Annotated in this window: 15 protein-coding genes; 11 read left to right on the top strand and 4 right to left on the bottom strand. The window is 59.5% G+C overall.

The features are described from left to right. Positions 1 to 28: 28 nt before the first annotated feature. The 3 genes from ACD590_RS35225 to ACD590_RS35215 all read left to right on the top strand — a co-directional run bounded on the left by ACD590_RS35225 (position 29) and on the right by ACD590_RS35215 (position 3,208). Positions 29 to 1,081: a UDP-glucuronic acid decarboxylase family protein gene (locus tag ACD590_RS35225; protein WP_439004385.1), complete on the top strand. Its 1,053-nt coding sequence runs from the start codon at positions 29 to 31 to the stop codon at positions 1,079 to 1,081. Next, positions 1,078 to 2,124 carry a glycosyltransferase family 8 protein gene (locus ACD590_RS35220; RefSeq protein WP_439004384.1) on the top strand — a complete coding sequence of 349 codons (1,047 nt, stop codon included), beginning with the start codon at positions 1,078 to 1,080 and terminating at the stop codon, positions 2,122 to 2,124. The genes ACD590_RS35225 and ACD590_RS35220 overlap by 4 nt, the downstream gene beginning before the upstream one ends. A 94-nt stretch (positions 2,125 to 2,218) precedes the next feature. Further along, positions 2,219 to 3,208, top strand: coding sequence for a glycosyltransferase family 2 protein (locus ACD590_RS35215; protein ID WP_131647634.1), 990 nt, complete (start codon positions 2,219 to 2,221; stop codon positions 3,206 to 3,208). Positions 3,209 to 3,453: 245 nt separating this feature from the next. On the opposite strand, the gene ACD590_RS35210 is transcribed toward ACD590_RS35215, so the two are convergent. Next, a complete protein-coding gene (locus ACD590_RS35210; RefSeq protein WP_131647635.1) occupies positions 3,454 to 4,218 on the bottom strand; it encodes a response regulator transcription factor in 765 nt (254 codons plus the stop codon). A gap of 554 nt (positions 4,219 to 4,772) precedes the next feature. On the opposite strand from ACD590_RS35210, the gene ACD590_RS35205 reads away from it, so the two are divergent. From ACD590_RS35205 to ACD590_RS35180, 6 genes are read left to right on the top strand one after another with little or no spacing between them, the layout of a single operon-like run. Then, positions 4,773 to 5,279 carry an acyltransferase gene (locus ACD590_RS35205; RefSeq protein WP_018247110.1) on the top strand — a complete coding sequence of 169 codons (507 nt, stop codon included), beginning with the start codon at positions 4,773 to 4,775 and terminating at the stop codon, positions 5,277 to 5,279. Further along, positions 5,276 to 6,313: a Gfo/Idh/MocA family protein gene (locus ACD590_RS35200; protein ID WP_439004383.1), complete on the top strand. Its 1,038-nt coding sequence runs from the start codon at positions 5,276 to 5,278 to the stop codon at positions 6,311 to 6,313. Before ACD590_RS35205 ends, ACD590_RS35200 begins: the two co-directional genes overlap by 4 nt. Further along, positions 6,310 to 7,413 carry a DegT/DnrJ/EryC1/StrS family aminotransferase gene (locus ACD590_RS35195; protein WP_247264736.1) on the top strand — a complete coding sequence of 368 codons (1,104 nt, stop codon included), beginning with the start codon at positions 6,310 to 6,312 and terminating at the stop codon, positions 7,411 to 7,413. Before ACD590_RS35200 ends, ACD590_RS35195 begins: the two co-directional genes overlap by 4 nt. Beyond that, entirely contained in the window at positions 7,403 to 8,122 is a 720-nt protein-coding gene (locus tag ACD590_RS35190; protein ID WP_439004382.1) for an acyltransferase, read from the top strand. Before ACD590_RS35195 ends, ACD590_RS35190 begins: the two co-directional genes overlap by 11 nt. Then, positions 8,119 to 9,090, top strand: coding sequence for an NAD-dependent epimerase/dehydratase family protein (locus ACD590_RS35185; RefSeq protein ID WP_247264734.1), 972 nt, complete (start codon positions 8,119 to 8,121; stop codon positions 9,088 to 9,090). Before ACD590_RS35190 ends, ACD590_RS35185 begins: the two co-directional genes overlap by 4 nt. Next, a complete protein-coding gene (locus ACD590_RS35180; protein ID WP_439004381.1) occupies positions 9,087 to 10,304 on the top strand; it encodes a DegT/DnrJ/EryC1/StrS family aminotransferase in 1,218 nt (405 codons plus the stop codon). Before ACD590_RS35185 ends, ACD590_RS35180 begins: the two co-directional genes overlap by 4 nt. Positions 10,305 to 10,388: 84 nt before the next feature. Here ACD590_RS35180 and ACD590_RS35175 read toward each other — a convergent pair whose 3' ends face one another. Continuing rightward, positions 10,389 to 11,897 carry an O-antigen translocase gene (locus tag ACD590_RS35175; RefSeq protein WP_439004380.1) on the bottom strand — a complete coding sequence of 503 codons (1,509 nt, stop codon included), beginning with the start codon at positions 11,895 to 11,897 and terminating at the stop codon, positions 10,389 to 10,391. A gap of 80 nt (positions 11,898 to 11,977) precedes the next feature. After that, positions 11,978 to 13,288, bottom strand: coding sequence for a polysaccharide biosynthesis/export family protein (locus ACD590_RS35170; RefSeq protein ID WP_439004379.1), 1,311 nt, complete (start codon positions 13,286 to 13,288; stop codon positions 11,978 to 11,980). Positions 13,289 to 13,926: 638 nt separating this feature from the next. On the opposite strand from ACD590_RS35170, the gene ACD590_RS35165 reads away from it, so the two are divergent. Continuing rightward, positions 13,927 to 20,952: a DUF4082 domain-containing protein gene (locus tag ACD590_RS35165; protein ID WP_439021056.1), complete on the top strand. Its 7,026-nt coding sequence runs from the start codon at positions 13,927 to 13,929 to the stop codon at positions 20,950 to 20,952. A gap of 102 nt (positions 20,953 to 21,054) precedes the next feature. Continuing rightward, complete coding sequence (locus tag ACD590_RS35160) at positions 21,055 to 22,239, top strand: GTP-binding protein (RefSeq protein ID WP_439004377.1); 1,185 nt, start codon at positions 21,055 to 21,057, stop codon at positions 22,237 to 22,239. Between the two features lie 100 nt (positions 22,240 to 22,339). Here the strand turns inward: ACD590_RS35160 and ACD590_RS35155 are convergent, their stop codons facing one another. Then, complete coding sequence (locus tag ACD590_RS35155; RefSeq protein ID WP_233944075.1) at positions 22,340 to 22,690, bottom strand: hypothetical protein; 351 nt, start codon at positions 22,688 to 22,690, stop codon at positions 22,340 to 22,342. Positions 22,691 to 22,835: the final 145 nt, after the last annotated feature.

Here is a 22,835-nt window from a genome sequence, read left to right as displayed (position 1 = left end):
AGGCAACCGTCAACAACGGAGCACACCAATGTACGGACAAAAGCGAATTATGGTAACCGGCGGCACCGGGTTTCTGGGATCATTCCTGTGCGAAAGACTTTTGCGAGAGGGCAATGACGTCCTCTGTGTGGACAATTACTACACCGGTTCGCGCGACAATGTGCTGCATCTTCTGGACGATCCTCGCTTTGAGGTGCTCCGCCATGACATTACCTTCCCGCTCTATGTGGAGGTCGACGAGATCTACAACCTCGCCTGTCCGGCATCTCCGGTCCACTATCAGCATGACCCCGTGCAGACCGTGAAGACCAATGTGCACGGGGCCATCAATATGCTCGGCTTGGCAAAACGCACCAGAGCGAAGATCTTCCAGGCATCCACGAGCGAAGTTTATGGCGATCCGGCAGTCCACCCTCAGCCCGAGGAGTATCGAGGCAGCGTCAATCCCATAGGGCCGCGGGCATGTTATGACGAAGGCAAGCGGTGTGCCGAAACATTGTTCTTCGATTACCATCGCCAATATGGTGTGGAAATCCGCGTGGCGCGGATCTTCAATACTTACGGGCCGCGCATGCAGACCAATGACGGCCGCGTCGTCTCCAATTTCATCGTTCAGGCGCTTCAAAACGAGCCGATCACCATCTTCGGCAATGGCACGCAAACGCGCTCCTTCTGCTATGTAGACGATCTGATTGAGGGCTTCATCCGCCTGATGGGCACGCCGGCCGGCGTTACGGGTCCGATCAATCTCGGTAACCCGGGAGAATTCCAGGTCCGGGAACTGGCCGAAATGGTCATCGAGATGACGGGATCGAAATCAAGCATCGTTTACAAGCCTCTGCCGATTGACGATCCGACACAGCGCAAGCCTGACATCAGCCGCGCAAAGCAGGAGCTGGGCTGGCAGCCGACAGTGAACCTGCGACAGGGGCTTGAGAAAACGATCGCGTATTTCGAGTGGAAGCTTTCTGGCGGAGCCAAGAGCACGCCTGGTGTCCAGTCCTCGCGAACGGCCTACACCCATCTGCCTACCCCGGCCGTCGGCCTTCCCGTTCAGGAAGCCGTATCAATCGGGCCGTGAACAGCAACGTCGATCATTGCAAGGCGAAGCTCGTGTTCTTTCGATGGGATGGTGCCGGAAACATGAATGTGCATAGCATACGAACAGGAGCCGCGCCTGCGGGAGCAAAACAGCGGTTGGGGCCCATCGTCTTTGCGGTCGATGCGGCCTACGCTGTTCCCTTGGCGACCGCCCTTAGATCGATCGCCGAGAATAACCGAAGCGCATGGCCCTTGAATATCCATGTCATTCATGAGGGAATAGGCGAAGAAATAAAGCGACTGATCTTTGAATCTCTGCCCGCAAATTCTGCAGTCATTCACTGGCATCCCATCGCCACATTGTCCTTCGCAAGCGGATTTTCCACTCGCCCTGGCGTTTCGAGGATGACCTTCGCAAGGATCCTTCTGCCGCAGTTCCTTCCGCAGACCTGCAGCCGGGCTCTGTATCTGGATGGCGACATCCTGGTCCTGACTGAGCTTGAACAGTTGTGGAATATCGATCTCGGCGAGGCAGTGATCGGCGCCGTACCGGATTACTGGCTGGACAATGGTGTGAGCAACGGACCAGGTGCGACAGGCAGCCCTCGGGTCGAACGTTATTTTAACGCCGGCATGCTTCTTATCGACCTTGCAAAATGGCGAAACGAGCGAATAACGGAACGATCGCTGGACTATCTCGACCGCTTTCCGGCGACGGAATATTCGGATCAAGACGCCCTTAACGCTGCCTGCGACGGAAAGTGGAAGATCTTGGACCGCGCCTGGAATTTTCAGTTCGAGCCAACGCAGGCGATCGCCCGCATCGCGCTCGAGCAGAAGCTCGGCATCGTTCATTTCGTGACCAACGTGAAGCCCTGGAAATCGGGAAGCTTGAGCCCGAACGTCGCCTTCTACGATACGTTTCGGTCCCGGACCCGTTTTGCGCTTACCCGGTGGGAGCGCGTTCAGAGTGGCCTGAAGCGCGCAGGCTCTCGGCTGCTTGCCCGATCCGTCTTGTTGAGAGCGGCATGGTCCTGCACGAAATCGGCTATGCGGGCGCACGCATTAACGTCGCGCCGATGAATCGGGGAGCGAAGAACGCGTAAGAGCGAAACGAAGCCGAGTTCGGGTTGCATGAAATGCTCCGAACGAAACGATTGCCTGCGGAGGAACGAGTTTGCAACGCGTTGATGTCGTCATTCCCTGCTACAACTACGCTCATTTCCTTGAGGAATGTGTTGGAAGTGTTCTTTCACAAGCAGGCGTCGATGTGCGCGTGCTTATTCTGGATGACTGCTCGCCAGACAATACGCCGGAAGTCGGAAAGGCTCTGGCATCCCGCGACAAACGGGTCACCTATCGGCGGCACACGGCAAACAAGGGCCATATCGCAACCTATAATGGGGGAATCGAGTGGGCGGGCGGCGACTTGTTCCTGCTTCTCTCTGCGGATGATTATCTCTTGCCAGGCGCGCTGGGTCGCGCTTCGGAGCTGATGCACAATCATCCGCATGTGGGGTTTACGTTCGGGAACGCCCTCATAGCTGAGCCGAGTGGCGTCAGTAAGCGCGTCGATCCTCTCGGCGACAATGGTGTGCCTCCCATGCAAGTCTTGTCCGGTCCGCAATTCATACGGTTGAGTGGAGCAAACAATCTGGTTCCGACACCGACAGCCGTCGTGAGAACGACGCTGCAAAAACAGGTCGGCGGCTATAATAAGGAACTGCCGCATGCCGGTGATATGGAGATGTGGCTGCGGCTCGCATCACATGCTGGAGTGGGCTACATTAACCAAGACCAAGCAGTATACCGCAGACATGCTTCGAACATGTCGCTACAATACTATGGACAAAGTATCCTTCCTGACCTCCGGCAAAGAAAACAGGCTTTCGATATTCTATTTCGCCAAGGCGCGGAAAGCCTCAGGAAAGATGAGAAACTAAGACGTTTCCTTGCCAAGGATCTTGGGAAAGAGGCGCTTCGGCTGGCCGGCAGGGCATTCAATAATTTCGATGTTGCCACAGCCGTGGCTATTCAACGCTTTGCTCTCGAGGTTTCTCCCGAAGTGCGAAATTCATTGCCCTGGATCAAGTTGGTCTGCAAGCAAACAATCGGGCCAAAGTGCTGGTACGCCTTGAATTCTATCGGGCGACGAGTTGCCGGATAAATAGGCAGGACCGGGCCGGGTTAGTTCATCGGCAAGTACGCAAACAACAGTCGGGTGGTTGAGCGCTCGATCGCTATTCATGCCAAAATCGCGGGCCAAGATCGTGGGGGACGTGATGGAGGCGCCCCGGAATCAAAAGACCCGGTGACGCATTCGCGCCACCGGGGTGATTTGAGCAAGACCGTGGTCCCAAGATACGAAAAGATTTGCCCCAACGGTTGATCAGCACAACGCCTTATTCACGCTCACGCCGAAATACTGGTTTGGCACAAGTCGTTGAGCTTGAATACGACTTCCGTCCTATTCGTAGCCTTGACCTTTTTCATAATATTGCGAACGTGCACCTTTACGGTGCTTTCTCGAAGATTGAGCTCATAAGCGATAATTTTATTCGCCTTTCCGCGTCGCAGCGCCTCCACGACTTCGACCTGACGATCCGTGAATATGCCGGCTAGCGGGCGTGCGGTCGAATTGCTCGAGTCCAGCAAGTGACGCATGGCGAACAGGGCGCTTGCAGGCACAAAAATTCCGCCTGCCACGGACAGCGCGATCAGCTCCATACACACACTGACGCTGACTGAGGCGGGTATGAACCCTTTGGCTCCGTACTCAAGCGCCCTGACGATCTGGCCGAAATCGTCGCTATCAGCCAATACGATGAGTGGCGTTGATGCAAATTCCGACGCAAGCTTCCGGATTTGCTCCGAAACGGCCGGTTCATCGATCTTTTTGCCGCCGACGTTCAGGAGGATCGCGGAAAGCGGAGGATATTCGTCGCGCCTCTGCTTCCACTCCTCAATTGATCCAAATGCCAGGATTTGCAAATCCGCCTTCTGGGCAGCCATGCATTGCGCCAGGCATTGCCGATCAAGTTCACGATTGTCGAGAATGACAAGCGAATGCGTCTGTCTTGCCGACACGACAGGTATGTTCGAATTGTTCTCCATCTTAAGGGGAAAGGCTACGTTTTCCTGCCTTAGGTCCAAATTCGGTATAAGCGCTGAATTCACAGCTTCACCCTCCCCCTAAACACGTTACGCCACACTACGGCCCGAGTACCAACCCCTCTCATTACGGGGGTTTAGGAAACTCTAAAGTAGGAATCGAATACCACAATTCGCGGAACGTTACAGTAGCTAATATAGGCTAAGTGGCGCACAACTTCTATCGTAAGGCCGAAATATAAAGGAAGATCTGAGGTAGACTTATATAATACTATATGGCCGGCAGGATAGTCTGCGTCGTTACACGGCACTCCGGGTGAGGTCAATTAAACGCATGGAAACAATCGGTGTCTCGGGCGTAGGTCCGGCAAGGGGTGCGGAATATGACCCCGCCACTAATGTCGGTAGATGCATGAACTAGGGCGTAAGTCGTCATAAGTAGATACGCCTTTAGGTGAATAACCTTAAACGTTTTGTTTCTTTACTCGGATGACGAAAACAATTCTCCTTGAAGTGCAGAGAAATATTAGTCCTGTCGGTGTGAAAACTTGGGCGCAACCAAGCGATTGTTCGTTTCAACCGAAAGTCTGGGCTTGTTCAGGAGTAGGGGTTTTGCAGGGATGATTGCATCAAACGTTAAGCTGGATGACGGCTGCGTCATCCACCATCGAGATCTTGTGAATCTATACGGCTGCACGATCGGCGCGGGAACGCGCATCGGCACCTTCGTCGAGATTCAGAAGAACGTCATCGTCGGAAAAGACTGCAAGATCTCCAGCCATTCCTTCCTCTGTGAGGGCGTGACGCTGGAAGACGGCGTGTTCATAGGCCACGGGGTCATGTTTACGAACGACACATACCCGCGCGCCGTCAATCTCGATGGCAGCCTGCAGACCGAAGCCGACTGGGCCGTCATCCCTATTCTGGTCAAGCGCCACGCGTCGATTGGCAGCAACGCCACCATTCTGCCTGGCGTCATCATCGGAGAAGCCGCACAGGTCGGCGCCGGCGCGGTTGTAACCAAGGATGTGCCCGACGGCGCCATTGTTGTCGGCGTTCCGGCCAGGATCATCGGTCGCGTTCATGACCGATCAGTCAACATGCAAGCGCTGGGAGAAGTGCAATGATTGGTATCGCCGTTGTTGGATATGGGTACTGGGGTCCGAATCTGGTTCGTAACATCTCGGAAGCGGCCGGCGCGCAGCTCATTTCAGTCTGTGATCTCAATGTCGAACGGTTAGCGGCTGTCAAAAGCCGCTACCCCGCAGTGACGATCACCGATGATTTCGAGGAAGTCCTGCGCGATCCGAGAGTGGATGCCATCGCTATCGCGACGCCGGTCTTCACCCATTTCAAACTCGCGATGCAGGCGATGATGGCCGGAAAGCATGTCTTCGTCGAAAAACCGATGGCTTCGACGACGGACGAAGCCTCGCGGATGGTCGAGGAGGCCGCGCGTAGACGCCTCGTGCTGGCCGTGGATCATACTTTCGTGCATACCGGCGCCGTCCGCAAGATGCGCGAACTAGTCGAAAGCGGCCTCGGCGACATGTATTACTACGACTCGGTTCGGGTCAATCTGGGGCTCTTCCAGCACGATGTCAGCGTCATCTGGGACCTCGCGGTGCATGATCTCTCCATCCTCGACCATGTTGTGCACGAAAGGCCGGTAGCCGTTTCCGCGACGGGCATGAGTCATGTGCTCGGCGAGCCGGAGAACATCGCCTATCTGACGCTTTTCTTCGAGAGCAAGCTCATCGCACATATCCACGTCAATTGGCTGGCCCCGGTCAAGGTCCGCCGCACGCTGATCGGCGGCAGCAGCAAGATGATCGTCTATGACGATCTGGAGCCCAGCGAAAAGATCAAGGTCTATGACAAGGGCATCACCATGTGCCCCAATTCCGATGCATATGGCGAGAAGGTGCATCAGATGATGGTCGGCTACCGCAGCGGCGACATGTGGGCGCCCAAGCTCGATATGACCGAGGCGTTGAAACGCGAACTGGATCAGTTCGTCGATTGCATTGAGCAAAATTCGCGGCCCATCACGGATGGCCAGGCCGGACTGCGGGTCGTTCGCATCCTTGAAGCCGCAAGCCGGTCGCTCGCCCAGCGCGGCCGTATCATCGAGCTTGAAGAGGCGAGGCTCATCGCATGATCCCGTTCCTGGACCTCAAGGCACAATATCAGTCCATCAAGAGCGAAATCGACGCCGCCGTGCTCGGTGTCCTGGCCTCGGGGCAATACATACTGGGCGAGGAGGTCGCTCGCCTCGAGCAGGAATTCGCGGACTATTGCGACGTCAAACATGCGATAGCCGTGAACACCGGCACGAGTGCCCTGCACCTGTCGCTTCTCGCGGCAGGCGTCGGCCCCGGCGATGAAGTCATCACCGTGCCATTTACCTTCGTCGCGACCGTATCGGCGATCTGCTACGCAGGTGCACGACCGGTATTCGTCGATGTCGAACCCGTGACGCTGACAATGGATCCGGCTCAACTCGAGGCTAAGATTACAGCCCAAACTAAGGCCATTATTCCCGTCCATCTCTACGGTCAGATGGCCGATATGGACGCGATCAAAGCGATTGCCGACCACTACCGGATCCCGGTCATCGAGGACGCCTGCCAGGCCCACGGAGCGCAATACAAAGGCGCGCGCGCCGGCAGTATCGGCACATCCGGCTGCTTCAGCTTCTATCCCGGCAAAAATCTCGGCGCCTGCGGCGAGGGGGGTATCGTCGTCACGAACAGCGACGATCAGGCCAAGGCCATGCGCATGCTGCGCGACTGGGGTCAGGAACAGCGCTATCACCATCTGCTGAAGGGCTTCAACTACCGCATGGATGCCATTCAAGGTGCGATCCTGCGCATCAAGCTCCGGCATCTCGAAGCCTGGACCGAAGCGCGGCGCGCCCATGGACGCCGCTACTCGTTGCTGCTTGGCGGTTCGGCGAATTTAAGGACGCCTGTCGAAATCACCGACCGGCGCCACGTCTATCACGTCTATGCTATCAGAAGCCGCGATCGCGACCAGCTTCAGCGCGTATTGACCGCGGAGGGCATTCAGTCCGGGCTGCACTATCCGATCCCAGTGCATCTGCAGAAGGCCCATGCCGACCTTGGTTACAAGGCCGGCGATTTCCCAATCTCGGAAGCCGCCGCACGGGAGGTTCTCTCGCTGCCGATCTATCCCGAGATGCCGGCGTGGCACGTCGACCAGGTGGCCGCCGCGCTGGAGAACGCCTATGTCAGCTGATCGTGCGGGCGAGGCCCGGATCGTGCAGGCGGTCCATGGAAGTCATGAAAGGCCGGCGGACCCTGCCTACCAGGCCGGACTGGCTGAAGAACTCAGGCAGTCATACGGGCGCGCTGGCCTGATTGAGCTCTACGGTCGTTTCGCGGCAGGTGACGGTGTCATCGATACTCTGATGCGAAAAGCCATCTGGCAAGCCATCGTGCGGAGCTGTGGAACAGGATTGCAGGTTGCAGGCGGTGCCGGTTTCAAACATCCCGAGACGTTCGAGATCGGCAATGGGGTCTTCATCGGCGCCCAGGCCTATATCCAGGGTCGCTTCGACGGCCGATGCAAGATCGGCGACAATGTCTGGATCGGGCCGATGGCCTATTTCGACGCTCGCGATTTGGTGATCGAGGATTCCGTCGGGTGGGGACCTGGTGCCAAGGTGCTTGGCTCGACCCACACGGCACTGCCCTTGGATGTGCCGATCATTCGCACGGATCTTGAAATCAGGCCGGTACGCATCTGTGCAGAGGCCGATATCGGAACGAACGCGACCATTCTTCCCGGTGTGACCATCGGGAAGGGGGCGATCGTTGGAGCGGGAGCAGTTGTCGTTTCCGACGTCGAGCCGTTCTCAGTCGCAGCAGGTGTACCTGCGAAATTCATACGTTGGCGTTCGGATAATGATCCGATGACGAACATGTCGCGTGAGGGAAGATCATGAGAGACAAACGGGTGCTCATTACAGGCGGTGCCGGTTTGATCGGATCGCATATTGCCGATCTTGTCGCATTGGAAAAACCTCGTGAGATCATCGTCCTCGACAATTTCGTGCGCGGGCGCCGGGACAATCTCAGCTCGGCAATAGTCAGCGCGCCTGTTAAAATCATCGACGGAGATATCCGCGACAGAGCGCTTCTGGCAAAAGTCTTCGAAGGCGTCGACATCGTCTTTCATCAGGCCGCCATCCGCATCACGCAATGTGCCGAAGAGCCACGGCTGGCTTTCGATGTCCTCGCGGAGGGCACGTTCAACGTTCTCGAAACCGCCGTCAAGGCGGGTGTATCGAAGGTAGTTGCTGCCTCTTCCGCCTCCGTTCTGGGGCTTGCCGAGAATTTTCCAACGACCGAAGAGCATCATCCGTACAATAACCGGACGATCTACGGCGCGGCGAAAACATTCAACGAAGGGCTGATGCGCAGTTTTGCGGAGATGTACGGCCTGCGCTATGTCGCGCTCCGCTATTTCAACGTCTATGGGCCGCGCATGGACGTTTACGGCGCCTATACGGAAGTTCTGATCCGTTGGATGGAACGCCTGGTGGCCGGGATGCCGCCCCTCATCTATGGAGATGGTAGCCAGACCATGGACTTCGTCGATGCACGCGACATCGCCCGCGCAAACATTCTGGCCGCCAAAAGCGATGTCACGGACGAAGTGTTCAACGTCGCGAGCGGCAAGGAAATAAGCCTGCTGGAACTCGCGAAGATGCTGAGCGACATTATGGGTTCCTCACTCGAACCGCAGCACAAAGAGGCCCGCACGGTCAACGGCGTGACCCGTCGTCTTGCCGATATCAGCAAGGCCGAACGGCTCCTCGGCTTCAAGGCGGAGATCTCTATGGAGCAAGGGCTTCGTGATCTCGTTGCCTGGTGGCAAACGCAGACCGACGCAGGGGGGCAGGCAGCATGAGCTCATCTCAATTCACAATTCCGGTCGCCAAACCCGTCCTCGGGGAGGAAGAGGCTGAGGCTGCGCGCCGCGTTATTCTATCGGGATGGGTGACGCAGGGGCCGGAAGTCGCGGCTTTCGAGCGTGAATTCGCTGCCTTTGTGGGCGCCGCGCACGCTTGCGCCATGTCCAATTGCACGACCGCGTTGCATCTGGCCCTGAAGGCGGTCGGTGTATCCGCCGGTGATGAAGTCGTCACGGTCAGCCATTCTTTCGTCGCGACCGCAAACGCGGTTCGGTACTGCAATGCGGTGCCCGTTTTCGTCGATATCGAAGAAGATGGTTACAACATCGAAGCCAGTCTGATCGAAAAGGCAATCACGCCTCGCACCAGGGCAATTCTCTGCGTGCATCAACTCGGCATGCCTTGCGATCTCCGCGCCATCGTGGAGATCGGCAAGCGCCATCAGATACCGGTCATCGAGGATGCAGCCTGTGCAACGGGAAGCGAAATCCTGTGGGACGGCCGTTGGGAAAAGATCGGCAAAGCGCATGGCGACATTGCCTGCTTCTCTTTCCACCCCAGGAAGGTCGTCACGACAGGCGACGGCGGCATGTTGACGACGGCCAATCCCGAATATGACCGGAAGTTCCGGCTCTGGCGCCAGCATGGCATGAGCGTCACCGATGCCGTTCGTCACGGCTCGAAACAGGTCATCTTCGAAGACTATGACGAGTTGGGTTACAATTACCGGATGACCGATCTTCAGGCGGCCGTCGGACGTGAGCAGTTGCGGCGGCTGCCGGAGCTGGTTGCCCAGCGCAGACGTCTTGCCGAGCAATATTGCGAACGTCTGTCGACAATTGCCGGACTTTCTCTGCCGGTCGAGCCGCGCTGGGCTCGCAGCAACTGGCAGAGCTTCTGCGTGAGATTGCCCGATACGGTCGACCAGCGGGCCGTCATGCAGACCCTGCTCGATCAGGGTATTTCGACCCGGCGTGGTGTGATGAACATTCATCTGGAGGGAGCCTATTCCGGTGAAAGCTCCCACCGCGCTGCCACGAGCCTGATGCGAAGCGTATCTGCGCAGCAGCAAACGATAATACTGCCGCTTTATGCCCAGATGACGGTGTCTGACATGGACCGGGTTGTTGAGGCACTTCGCGCAGCCCTTGCGGAAGCGACCGTCGGAGCCGCCAGCGTGCAACATGCCATGGATATCGCTGTCGCCTGAACCCGCATTTGCCCGACGTAACAATCAGCATAACGAAGAATGCGCGTATCTCCGGATGCGCGCATTCTTCGTGCGCATTCTTCGTTATGCTGATTTCGTGATCCATCCGCGGATGGTTACTGGCACGGACTCCGGTGGAAGCAGGTCGATCAGCATGCGCAGGGAATAGAGCCCGCAGAGAGCGACGGCGGCGAAGCCAATCATCGTCGCCGCCCATAGCGGCAAAATCGAGAACATCAGGAATACCAGTCCCGATGCGGGCAAGAAAAGCAGCCCGTGTCTGCGATTGGCGGCGGACCAGCGAAAACCGGTCAGCTTCCGCACGATCACATAGATCAGGATGCTGTGCCAGACATAGAGGCCAAAAAACGCCATACCGGCTCCTTGCGTACCGAGCAGCGATACGAAGAGCCAGGCAAGCCCCACATGCACGACTGCCGCCGCAACCTCCGTCCAGAAGAAAATCGCCTGGGTACGCTTCGCCACGACGATGAAACCCATCGGCCAGGAAATAATCCTCAGCATCATTCCAAGGCAGATCCAGCGCAGAAGATCGACTGCCCCATGAAATTCCGCCGAATAGAACAGGCTCATCATGAGCGGCGCAAGCGTCAGGGTGCCGAGCAGGCCGGGACCAGCGAGCAGCATGCTGATTTCCGCCTGTTCATTGACCAGGCGATTGCATTCGGCATTGTTCTCGGCTGCCGCAGTCAGGCGCGGATAAAAATCCGTTCCCATCGCCTGCAGGATGAAGCCGGCATAGAGACCGCCAAGGCCCCAGGCCGCCTGGTACAATCCAGCCGCCATGACGCCACCCTCCTTCAGCACGATGAGCCGGATGGCATAAGCTGCGCCGAAGGTCAGAAGCCCGCTTGCCATGAAGACGAAGCCGAGCCTGAGCAGTGCCGACACTTCCCGACCGAACTGGCGCGTGGGCATTGGCGAGGGATGCGGGCAGATCCGCCGGCTGTACCACCAGGTCGGGAGGATTGATGCAGCCGCAATCACAACGAGGGACGGTGCGATCGCCTGCAGGCCGAACAGATAGATCAGCGGGATGCTGACAGCTGTGCCGATAAGCCCGGCAAGCACGTTGATACGAGCAAGATCGGCAATGCCGCGCAGGCCCTGGATCAATGCAGTCTGCCCTGCAGAGACCAGGCGAAAGAAGATTGCCAGCGACAGCAATGCAATGCCACCGGCATGCTGGTAGTCGCCGAAAGTGAAATTTGAGATCGGGAATGCCAACGCGGCGAGAAGGAGCGCACCAAGCAATCCGAGCACTATCGATATGCGTCTCAGCACTGTTGCTGATCGTGCGATCATTTCTGCGTCGTCGGTGCCCGCAGCTTCGGCAATCTGGCGCACGCCACTGCTGCCCACGCCAAGCCCGGCAATCGCCTGCGCGATATCGAGGATCGACCCGTAAAGGCCCATCAGTCCCACGCCTTCCGGCCCGAGCAGAACAGCCATGGCTTTGTTTCTGACAATGCTGAGTGCGACGTTGACGAGCGAAGACCCGCCCATCAACATCGTCGATTTGAGGATCTGGGTGTAGGTCTGGCTGCTGGGTGGGGTCATGCGCAAAGTCATCGGATGCCCCTAGCCGTTTATTCCGTGCTGGCGTTCAATCGCCCGCCGCAGGGTCGATGGCAGCACATGCATTTTGCGGATCACCGGCTTACCTGACTGACATGCGCCTCTGTCTGAACAGGCACCGCAGCGGCGTCTTCGGACGACGCATCCGTGAGACGGGGCTGGGTTACCCTGACCACGTCGCCCGGCGCCAGTTCCGTCGTTTCGGAGGCCTGGAATTGATCGACTTGTCCCTTGTCCCGCCGGCTCACGCTGAAGGTCAGCGGGAGTTCTTCATCGCGGTTATTCACGTTAGGGCCGGTCGACAGTTCTCCGAGAAGCAGTTGTTGCGTGGTGTCGCGCTTCAATTTGAGCTGATCGAGATTGGCCTTTTCCACCTGCACTTCGGAAGCGATCTCGCTCCGGCGGGTGTCGGAAAGTCCCTCGAGATTGCGCGTCGTCTCGTTGATCGCCTGGCGGCCCCGCATGATGGCCGTCACGAGGTCGAGCCGGTCGGAGCGATAGGTGGTGAGCAATCGTTCCAGATCCATCTGGCGTGAAGTGATCGTGAGGCCCTTCTGGACCAGCGTCTTCACGCTCGTCAGTTGCTCTTCGACCGACCGGATATTGTCATCCGAGCCTTTCAACTTTTCTTCCAGTGTATCGATTTCCGCCGTCAAGAGATTGCGCAATTCGGCGAGAGCCACCGACTGCTTGTCCAGCGCGTTTGCACGAGCCTGAAAAATGACCCGCTCCTCCTGGTAGAGACTCTCGGCATATTGCCGATCGGCAGCCGGCGGCTGATCGAAGACGATCTCCTTCGCGCCGGCCATTTCCGTTTGCAGACGCGCGAGCTTTGCCGAGCTGCGCAGCAGCGAATGGTCGATTTCCCGCAAGTTGCCGACAAGAGTGATCGTCTGCGATCGCTGCTGCGCCGGCGCCCGCAACGGGCCGCCGCTCATGGCCAGGGATTGCAGGACGCTGAGACCGGAGTGAAACTTATATTCTCCCGGCGCCATCACATCTCCGACGACGTAAATAGACGGATAGTCGATAATGTCGATGGTCACCGCAGGTGTCTGGGCCAAACCCATCTTTGCCTGAAGGCGCTTGCCAATCTCGTTGGTGAGGCTGGCATTGTCCAGACTTCCAACCGACAGCGACCCCAGAAAGGGCAGGGAGACTTCACCTGCATCTGAAACCGTATATTCGCCGCCAATCGCATCCCATCGCTCAAACTGGCCCTTGGCCGGCATCCATTGGACGACCGTCAGGCGGATTTTTGTTTGCGGAGCCAAAGGGGCGCTATCGGCGAGAACCGGCGACACGGCTCCGGCAAGAAAGACGAGTGCGCTGATGACAAACGTGGCGCGAAGGAACGGGTGAGGGGCACGGTGCGATAGATTCATTACATGTCTCGCCTTCAAAACATCCTTCAACGGACGCTGGTCCAATGCCTTAAGCGCTGTTCGAACGCCGGACGCCAAGCCCGAAACCAGATCGCTAGTGTGCAGCCTGGCGAAGCCTTGAGGAAGGTGGAGGTCGTTTACTTTGCCTAATCACAATTGATGAGGTGGGGAGAGTGCTTAAGCCTCAATCGAGCAGAACACATATCTTCGGCGCTACACAGGGCGTCGCCTCGGGTGCGCTAGCCTCGAAGAACCGCAATCCCCCGCGGCAGAGCCTTTATGCTCGCATCGCCAAATTTTGCCGGACGACGATATTGACCGGCGGCGTCGCCTTTCGTTCGACAACTCGAAGCAGCGCCAGCGGTGCGGCACAAGGCCGTTCTCGTGCCAGATCTTGACGACCGAATAAGCCGCCATCTCAGCCGCCTATGCGGCTTCAAGCCTTGCACAGCATGTGGCGAATCTTCGCGCGTCTTATCCATCACGTGGGCGTGCAACAAGGCCGGTTGCCCAAAGGATGCCGCCTGTAGAGCGAAAGGCGTAGCATATACTCTCTCATTTTTCGACTACAATTCAGGGCCGCGTATCGAGCGGTCCTCATAGATTCGATCCTGATAATCTCGCGGGAGGTGCCTGCCATGTATCGCAACGCTCGTCGGTGGACCTCGCGCTCACTCCTAGTGGATTCGTTGATTCCCGGATGGCTGACCATCGGCGGCAAGGGAAGGCCGCGCAAGCCTGCCGAAAGGCACGAGGACAGTGCTCAACTTGCGGCATCCGTGCAGACCGCGGATGGAATCAAATACGGTACCCTTGTCGACAATCCCCCCAACAACGCGGCGCTCAACGAACATGACGCTGGACATAGAGTGGGCGTGATCGGTGAACCGGACCCTTGGGCCGATATCACTCGCGTACCGCCGCCCTTGCCCGACGCTTTCGCAACAAATCGCGAGATGGGGGGGCGAAGCCGTGAGACTGCCGCGTCTGTGTTGCCCGCCCACACGCCTGGTTTTGCAGGTCTCGGGCGGAACGCGAACGGAGTTGCATTCGGTGCTCAATCGTCCCTTTATCGCACCTACGCTGGAATGAGCCTCATAGGTGATGATCCTCTAGCTGCGTATCTGCCGCAAAGCCCTGCAACGACAGTTTCGGGGCAGGGTTCTGCTGCGGTGACGGGCGAGCTTGCGCACTCAGGCAAGGTCGTCATTCTCGAATCGAGCCCGTCAGCGCAGGCGACTACGCACCAGGCTGGCGCTAATTCGCTGGCGTTTGGCATGCCCTTTGGTGTGTGCGGATGCGGCTACTTTACCTCCCCCACGCGGATTCTCGATTGGGCGCATGGCGGCGCCTTGCTTCAACAGGACGGTCAATTGTCGGGAACCAAGCTGACCGAGGGCCCGGATTATGTGGAGACGATCAAACGGGCCATCGGCGCCTCGGTCAGCGATCCGCTTCTCGACCGTGATTTGTCCCCGCTCTCGGGCTGGCGCGGGACCGCAACGTGGACGGATTCGACGATCTTGAACGGATCGTTGCCCGGTGGCGGAGAAATCGGAACGGGCACGTCCACATCCAAGGGTATCGGCATCCTTTCCGGCTCGGTGACAACGCCACCTTCTACACAGCGGTCGTTGGCAACGCAAAATCTGGCGGCCGCGGCGGCGGCGGCCAGCAACGCGATCGTGCTGGAAAACCAGAAGCAGGGTAACCCGGAGAGCGAGTGGGGCATCGACGGTGCCGGTAGCTCCAACATCGAGGGGTTTGCGACCGACATCAGCGTCGACAACGGCAAGACGGTCAGCTTCAAGATCAATACAAATTCCACTAACTACCGGATCGACATCTATCGGCTCGGCTATTATGGCGGCATGGGCGCGCGCAAGGTCGCGACCATGCAGCATACCGGTTTGCAGACGCAGCCCAATCCGTTGCGCAACGCCTCGACCGGCACGGTGGATGCCGGCAACTGGGCAGTCTCGGCGTCGTGGACCGTACCCGATGATGCCGTCTCGGGCGTCTACATCGCCAAGCTCGTGCGACAGGATGGCACCTCTGGCGAAAATCAAATCCCGTTCATCGTGCGGGATGACGACAGCCACAGCGACATCGTCTTCCAGACTGCAGACGAGACATGGCAAGCTTATAACGGCTGGGGTGGCGCTAACTTCTATGGCGGCAATGGTCCGGCGACAGGCCAGGGGGCGGGTCGTGCCTATGCGGTCAGCTACAACAGGCCGATTGCGACCCGCGGCGGGGTCGGCACCTATGCCGGTCCGCAGGACTATCTGTTCGGCGCCGAATATGCAGGCATCTACTGGCTGGAACAGAACGGCTATGACGTCTCCTACCTGTCGGGTGTCGACGTCGACCGTTATGGCAGCCTGTTGCTCAATCACAAAACCTATGTTGATGCCGGGCACGACGAATACTGGTCTGGACAGCAGCGAACCAATGTCGAAGCCGCGCGCGATGCGGGCGTCAACCTGATGTTCTGGAGCGGCAACGAGGTTTATTGGCGCACCCGTTGGGGCAATGCCTACAGCGCCGACGGCACGCCCTATCGCACACTGATCTCCTATAAGGAGACCTGGTCGCCCACCGCCAGCATCGACCCTTCCAACGAATGGACGGGCACATTCCGGGATCCGCGTCTCAGCCCACCTGCTATCGGCGGCGGAAACCCGGAAAACTCGCTGACCGGACAGTTGTTCAAGGTCGACGATGTCGGCAGCAATCTCCAGGCGATCGCTATTCCCTATGACGACGCCAATCTGCGTTTCTGGCGCAATACCAGCGTCGCCAATCTTCAGCCTGGCCAGACGGCGACGCTCACCAAGAACTATCTTGGTTACGAATGGGACGAAGCTGTAGACAACGGCTTTGATCCGGCCGGCCTCGTGAAGCTGTCGTCGACGACGCTTCCGGTCAGCACTTACTTGCTCGATTACGGCAACACGACCGGCAATGCGACCTCGACCCACAATCTGACGCTCTATCGCGCGCCCAGCGGTGCATTGGTGTTCGGCGCCGGCACGGTCTACTGGACATGGGGCCTGAGCGACAACCACGATCTCACGGCGACGCCGACGGACCCGCGCGTGCAGCAGGCAATGGTCAACTTGCTTGCCGATATGGGCATTCAGCCCGGGACGCTGCAATCCGGGCTCGTCGCGGCAACCGCTTCGTCGGACCATGTTGCACCGACCTCCGTCATCACGGTACCCGCGACAGCGGCCGTTGGATCCACCGTGACGATTACGGGCACCGCTGCCGATACGGGCGGCGGCGTCATCGCCGGCGTCGAGGTTTCCACGGACAACGGGGCAAGCTGGCATCCGGCGACGGGCGATGAGAACTGGACTTATACCTGGTCGCCGCAGACAGCGGGCACATACACCATCCGATCTCGCGCCGTCGACGATAACATCAATCTGGAAACACCCTCGGCGGGACGCACGGTCACCGTCAGCGGGCCGAGTTACACCTCTCTCTTCGGCGCGGCGACGCCGGCGGTCGTCAACACCAACGATAGCTCAGCCGTTGAACTCGGCGTCAAATTCCAGACCTCCGTGGCAGGCACCGTCACCGGCATTCGTTTCTACAAGGGCGACCTGGATACTGGCACGCATACCGGTTCATTATGGTCGAGCACCGGCACGCGGCTTGCGACCCTCACCTTCACGAATGAGTCAGCCAGCGGTTGGCAGACTGCCTATTTCACCAGTCCGGTGTCCCTGACAGTCGGACAAACCTATACGGCGTCTTATCACACGAATAGCGGTCATTATTCCACGACCACCGGCTACTTCACCTCGAACGTAACGAGCGGGTCGCTCACGGCGCCGGCCAGCGGCAACGGCGTCTACCGCTATGGCAGCAACAGCCTATTCCCCACGAGCACGTTCCAGTCGACGAACTATTGGGTCGATGTGATGTTTACCACGCCGAGCTCGAACACGCCGCCGACGGCAGTTGCCGATGCGGGTGATGCGACCGAGAAGGGCGGGGTCGCCAACGGTTCGGGTGGCGTGGTTGCCAGCGGCAATGTGCTGACCAACGACACCGATGCGAATGCCGGTGACACCAAGACGGTCACCGCAGTCGTCTTTGGTGCGACATCAGGCACGCTCGGCACGGCGCTGAACGGCACCTATGGCAGTCTCGTGCTCAATGCATCGGGCACTTACAGCTATGCCGTCAACGAGACCAATGCGGCCGTCCAGGCCCTGCGGCAGTCCACCAACACGCTGAGCGATGTCTTCAGCTATACGATGCGCGACACTGGCGGTGCCACCGCCACAGCAAACCTGACCATCACCATCCATGGCGCCAACGATGCGCCGGTGCTGGCCGTCCAGACGGCCGCCCAGAACGCCACCGTCGGCTCTGCCTTCTCTTTCGCCGTTCCGACGACGACCTTCACCGATGTCGACAGCACCGAGACGCTGGCCTATTCGGCAACCGCTGCCGACGGCACGGCGCTGCCCGCCTGGCTCGCCTTCAACGCCTCGACGCGGACCTTCTCCGGTACGCCGACGACAGCAGGCACCTACGGCGTCAGGGTGACGGCGACCGATCTCGGCGGCCTTGCTGCCAACGAGACCTTCAACATCGCCGTGTCGACGCCTGGCAATACGCCGCCGACGGCGGTTGCCGATGCGGGTGATGCGACCGAGAAGGGCGGGGTCGCCAACGGTTCGGGTGGCGTGGTGGCGAGCGGCAACGTGCTGACCAACGACACCGATGCGGATGCCGGTGACACCAAGACGGTCACCGCGGTCGTCTTTGGTGCGACATCAGGCACGCTCGGCACGGCGCTGAACGGCACCTATGGCAGTCTCGTGCTCAATGCATCGGGCACTTACAGCTATGCCGTCAACGAGACCAATGCGGCCGTCCAGGCCCTGCGGCAGTCCACCAACACGCTGAGCGATGTCTTCAGCTATACGATGCGCGACACTGGCGGTGCCACCGCCACGGCAAACCTGACCATCACCATCCATGGTGCCAACGATGCGCCGGTGCTGGCCGTCCAGACGGCCGCCCAGAACGCCACCGTCGGCTCTGCCTTCTCTTTCGCCGTTCCGACGACGACCTTCACCGATGTCGACAGCACCGAGACGCTGGCCTATTCGGCAACCGCTGCCGATGGCACGGCGCTGCCCGCCTGGCTCGCCTTCAACGCCTCGACGCGGACCTTCTCCGGTACGCCGACGACAGCCGGCACCTACGGTGTCAGGGTGACGGCGACAGACCTCGGCGGCCTCGCCGCCAACGAGACGTTCAACATCGCCGCATCGGCGGCGCCAACGACCTACAGCCTGTTCTCCGCCTCCAGCACGCCGACCCAGACCAACCTCAACGATGGTCAGCAGCTCGAGCTCGGCGTCAAGTTCCAGTCGAACGTTACCGGTGATGTCACCGGCATCAGGTTCTACCGCAGCGCCAACGACAACGGCCAGAACGTCGTCGACCTGTGGACCACGACCGGCACCAAGCTCGCCACCGCCACCTTCGCCAACACCACAGCGAGCGGCTGGCAGACGGTGAACTTCACAGCTCCGGTCACGATTGCCGCCAATACAACCTATGTCGCCTCCTACCACACGACTGGTGCCTACGTCGCGACCGACAATTTCTTTACCGCCACAGTGACCAGCGGCCCGCTGACCGCGTCAGCCAGCGGCAACGGCGTATACACCTATGGCGGCTCCGCTACCGCAGGCATTTTCCCGAATGCCACCTACAACGCCGCCAATTACTATGCCGATGTGGTCTTCCGTCCGGCATCGACAACACCGAACACGACGCCGACGGCGGTTGCCGATGCGGGTGATGCGACGGAGAAGGGCGGGGTCGCCAATGGTTCGGGCGGTGTGGTTGCGAGCGGCAACGTGCTGACCAACGACACCGATGCGGATACCGGTGACACCAAGACGGTCACCGCAGTCGTCTTTGGTGCGACATCAGGCACGCTCGGCACGGCGCTGAACGGCACCTATGGCAGTCTCGTGCTCAATGCATCGGGCACTTACAGCTATGCCGTCAACGAGACCAATGCGGCCGTCCAGGCCCTGCGGCAGTCCACCAACACCCTGAGCGATGTCTTCAGCTACACCATGCGCGATACCGCCGGCGCCACCGCCACAGCAAACCTGACCATCACCATCCATGGCGCCAACGATGCGCCGGTGCTGGCCGTCCAGACGGCCGCCCAGAACGCCACCGTCGGCTCTGCCTTCTCTTTCGCCGTTCCGACGACGACCTTCACCGATGTCGACAGCACCGAGACGCTGGCCTATTCGGCAACCGCTGCCGACGGCACGGCGCTGCCCGCCTGGCTCGCCTTCAACGCCTCGACGCGGACCTTCTCCGGTACGCCGACGACAGCCGGCACCTACGGTGTCAGGGTGACGGCGACCGATCTCGGCGGCCTTGCTGCCAACGAGACCTTCAACATCGCCGTGTCGACGCCTGGCAATACGCCGCCGACGGCGGTTGCCGATGCGGGTGATGCGACCGAGAAGGGCGGGGTCGCCAATGGTTCGGGCGGTGTGGTTGCGAGCGGCAACGTGCTGACCAACGACACCGATGCGGATACCGGTGACACCAAGACGGTCACCGCAGTCGTCTTTGGTGCGACATCAGGCACGCTCGGCACGGCGCTGAACGGCACCTATGGCAGTCTCGTGCTCAATGCATCGGGCACTTACAGCTATGCCGTCAACGAGACCAATGCGGCCGTCCAGGCCCTGCGGCAGTCCACCAACACCCTGAGCGATGTCTTCAGCTACACCATGCGCGATACCGCCGGCGCCACCGCCACAGCAAACCTGACCATCACCATCCATGGCGCCAACGATGCGCCGGTGCTGGCCGTCCAGACGGCCGCCCAGAACGCCACCGTCGGCTCTGCCTTCTCTTTCGCCGTTCCGACGACGACCTTCACCGATGTCGACAGCACCGAGACGCTGGCCTATTCGGCAACCGCTGCCGACGGCACGGCGCTGCCCGCCTGGCTCGCCTTCAACGCCTCGACGCGGACCTTCTCCGGTACGCCGACGACAGCCGGCACCTACGGTGTCAGGGTGACGGCGACAGACCTCGGCGGCCTCGCCGCCAACGAGACGTTCAACATCGCCGCATCGGCGGCGCCAACGACCTACAGCCTGTTCTCCGCCTCCAGCACGCCGACCCAGACCAACCTCAACGATGGTCAGCAGCTCGAGCTCGGCGTCAAGTTCCAGTCGAACGTTACCGGTGATGTCACCGGCATCAGGTTCTACCGCAGTGCCAACGACAACGGCCAGAACGTCGTCGACCTGTGGACCACGACCGGCACCAAGCTCGCCACCGCCACCTTCGCCAACACCACAGCGAGCGGCTGGCAGACGGTGAACTTCACAGCTCCGGTCACGATTGCCGCCAATACAACCTATGTCGCCTCCTATCACACCACCGGCGCTTACGTGGCAACTGATGGCTTCTTCGCTAATGCCGTCACCAACGGTCCGTTGACGGCCCAATCAAGTGCCGTCGCCGGCGGCAACGGTGTCTATGCGTATGGCGGATCCGCCACCACCGGTCTCTTCCCGACCAACTCCTTCGATTCAGCGAATTACTATGCCGACGTTGTCTTCCGGCCGCAGCTCGTCGGGTGAAGCAAAGGACAAGGTTACGGACCAGTTTCGAATGAGGCTCATAAGACGCAAATGCTGGTCGCGGCGAGGGGCGCTCCGACCACCCACATTCAAGGAATGCCGATGAACAGGATCGAGCGGCTCCCGGTAACCGTGCTTGCCGGTTTTCTCGGCGCCGGCAAGACGACGCTCCTCAGCCACGTCCTGAATAACCGTCAGGGCCTGCGGGTCGCTGTCATTGTCAACGATATGAGTGAAGTGAACATAGACGCCAGTCTCATTCGAGACGGCGGGTGTAATCTGTCGCATACGACGGAGACGTTGATCGAGCTCAGCAATGGCTGCATATGCTGTACCCTGCGCAACGACCTCCTGACGGAAGTACGACGACTGGCAGAGGAGCGGCGATACGACTATCTGTTGATCGAAGGCACCGGCATTGCCGAGCCATGCCCTATCGCGGCAACCTTTTCCTTCCGCGACGAGAACGGCGTTTCGCTCGCCGATTTTGCCAGCCTCGACACAATGGTGACCGTGGTCGACGCCGCAAACCTGTTAGCTGACTACAGCAGTGCCGATCTGCTTGCCGACCGCGGCCTGCAACGCGACGGTGAGGACCGGCGCACACTCATCGACCTGCTGGTGGATCAGATCGAGTTTGCCGATATTGTCGTGATCAACAAGATCTCGGAGGCGAGCGAAGAGATCCGTGCGGAAGTCCGCAAGATAGTTACCGCGCTCAACCCGGATGCGCGCCAGGTGGAGACGGATTTCGGCGAGGTTTCTCTGGCAACTGTTCTCAATACGGGCCTCTTCGATGAAGCAAAGGCCGCCGCCCATCCGTTGTGGCACAAGGAACTGTACAACCCGGGCGACCATGTCCCAGAGACGGAAGAATACGGGGTATCGAGCTTTGTCTATCGCACGCGGCGTCCCTTCGACCCCAGGCGGTTTCGAGCATTCCTGGACGAGCCTTGGCCGGGGGTAATCCGCGCCAAAGGCCATTTCTGGCTTGCCACGCGCCCGCGTCATGTGGGTCTGATGTCGGCTGCCGGGGTGCAGCGGCGCTGCGAACCCATGGGCCTCTGGTGGGCAGCCGTGCCCCGGCAGGACTGGCCGAGCCATCAGCAGTTTCGTCAGCACATCGAGAGCCGGTGGGACCGCGCTTGGGGCGACCGTCGGCAGGAATTGGTTTTTATCGGCGTTGATATGGACGAGACAGGTGTGCGGACCGCACTGGACGGATGCCTCGCCAGCGCCGATCCACGCGACTGGGCGACCCTCGAAGATCCGTTTCCTGCCTGGTAGCACGGGCGGCGCAGGACAACGTAACCGGCTCGAGCAGCCGATCCGGCCCGGAATTTTTTCAACCAGCGTCAGCTACCTAGGACAGGACCCTTGCCCATTGTCACGGCTTGGTTCGGCAGCCATTTGCCAGGCGAGATATCTGGTCTCGCGCCCCCGTAAGTTCAAAGCCGGTGCTGTAATCTATCACACCGGCCTTGATGGCGAACATAGTGGCGAAATCAGCGCCAGATGTGAGGGCGGAAAGCAGCTTCGGATGCTTTGAGAGAACAATCGTTCGCCGATCGGGACTGTTCCCGTCGAGGCGGATAGTCTCTTTGTACCTCCCAATCTCGAAGCGCGCCAATCGCAGACCGTTCCCACCAACAGTGGCATCGCCAATCTCGAAGATGAGACCGTTCTTGGCGTCGCACCGGACCATGTAACAAGCCTCGATGTCGCTCGCATCAATCATTGAGCATGTTCCGACCGCTCCCGCATGCGAACCGGTGAGCTTAACCCATGGAGCGGGCGGCTCGACTTCCTGTGTGAGCGCAGGCGATGCCGCAAGGCACGCGCCAAACACACACGCTGTCACGCCAATCACGCCTGCGACTGCC

The sequence above is a fragment of the Rhizobium sp. 862_C5_N1_2 genome (assembly GCF_051811205.1).
Lineage (GTDB): Bacteria > Pseudomonadota > Alphaproteobacteria > Rhizobiales > Rhizobiaceae > Rhizobium > Rhizobium leguminosarum.
Note: the sequence above shows the minus strand (reverse complement) of the source record. Positions and strands in the feature narration are given on the sequence as shown.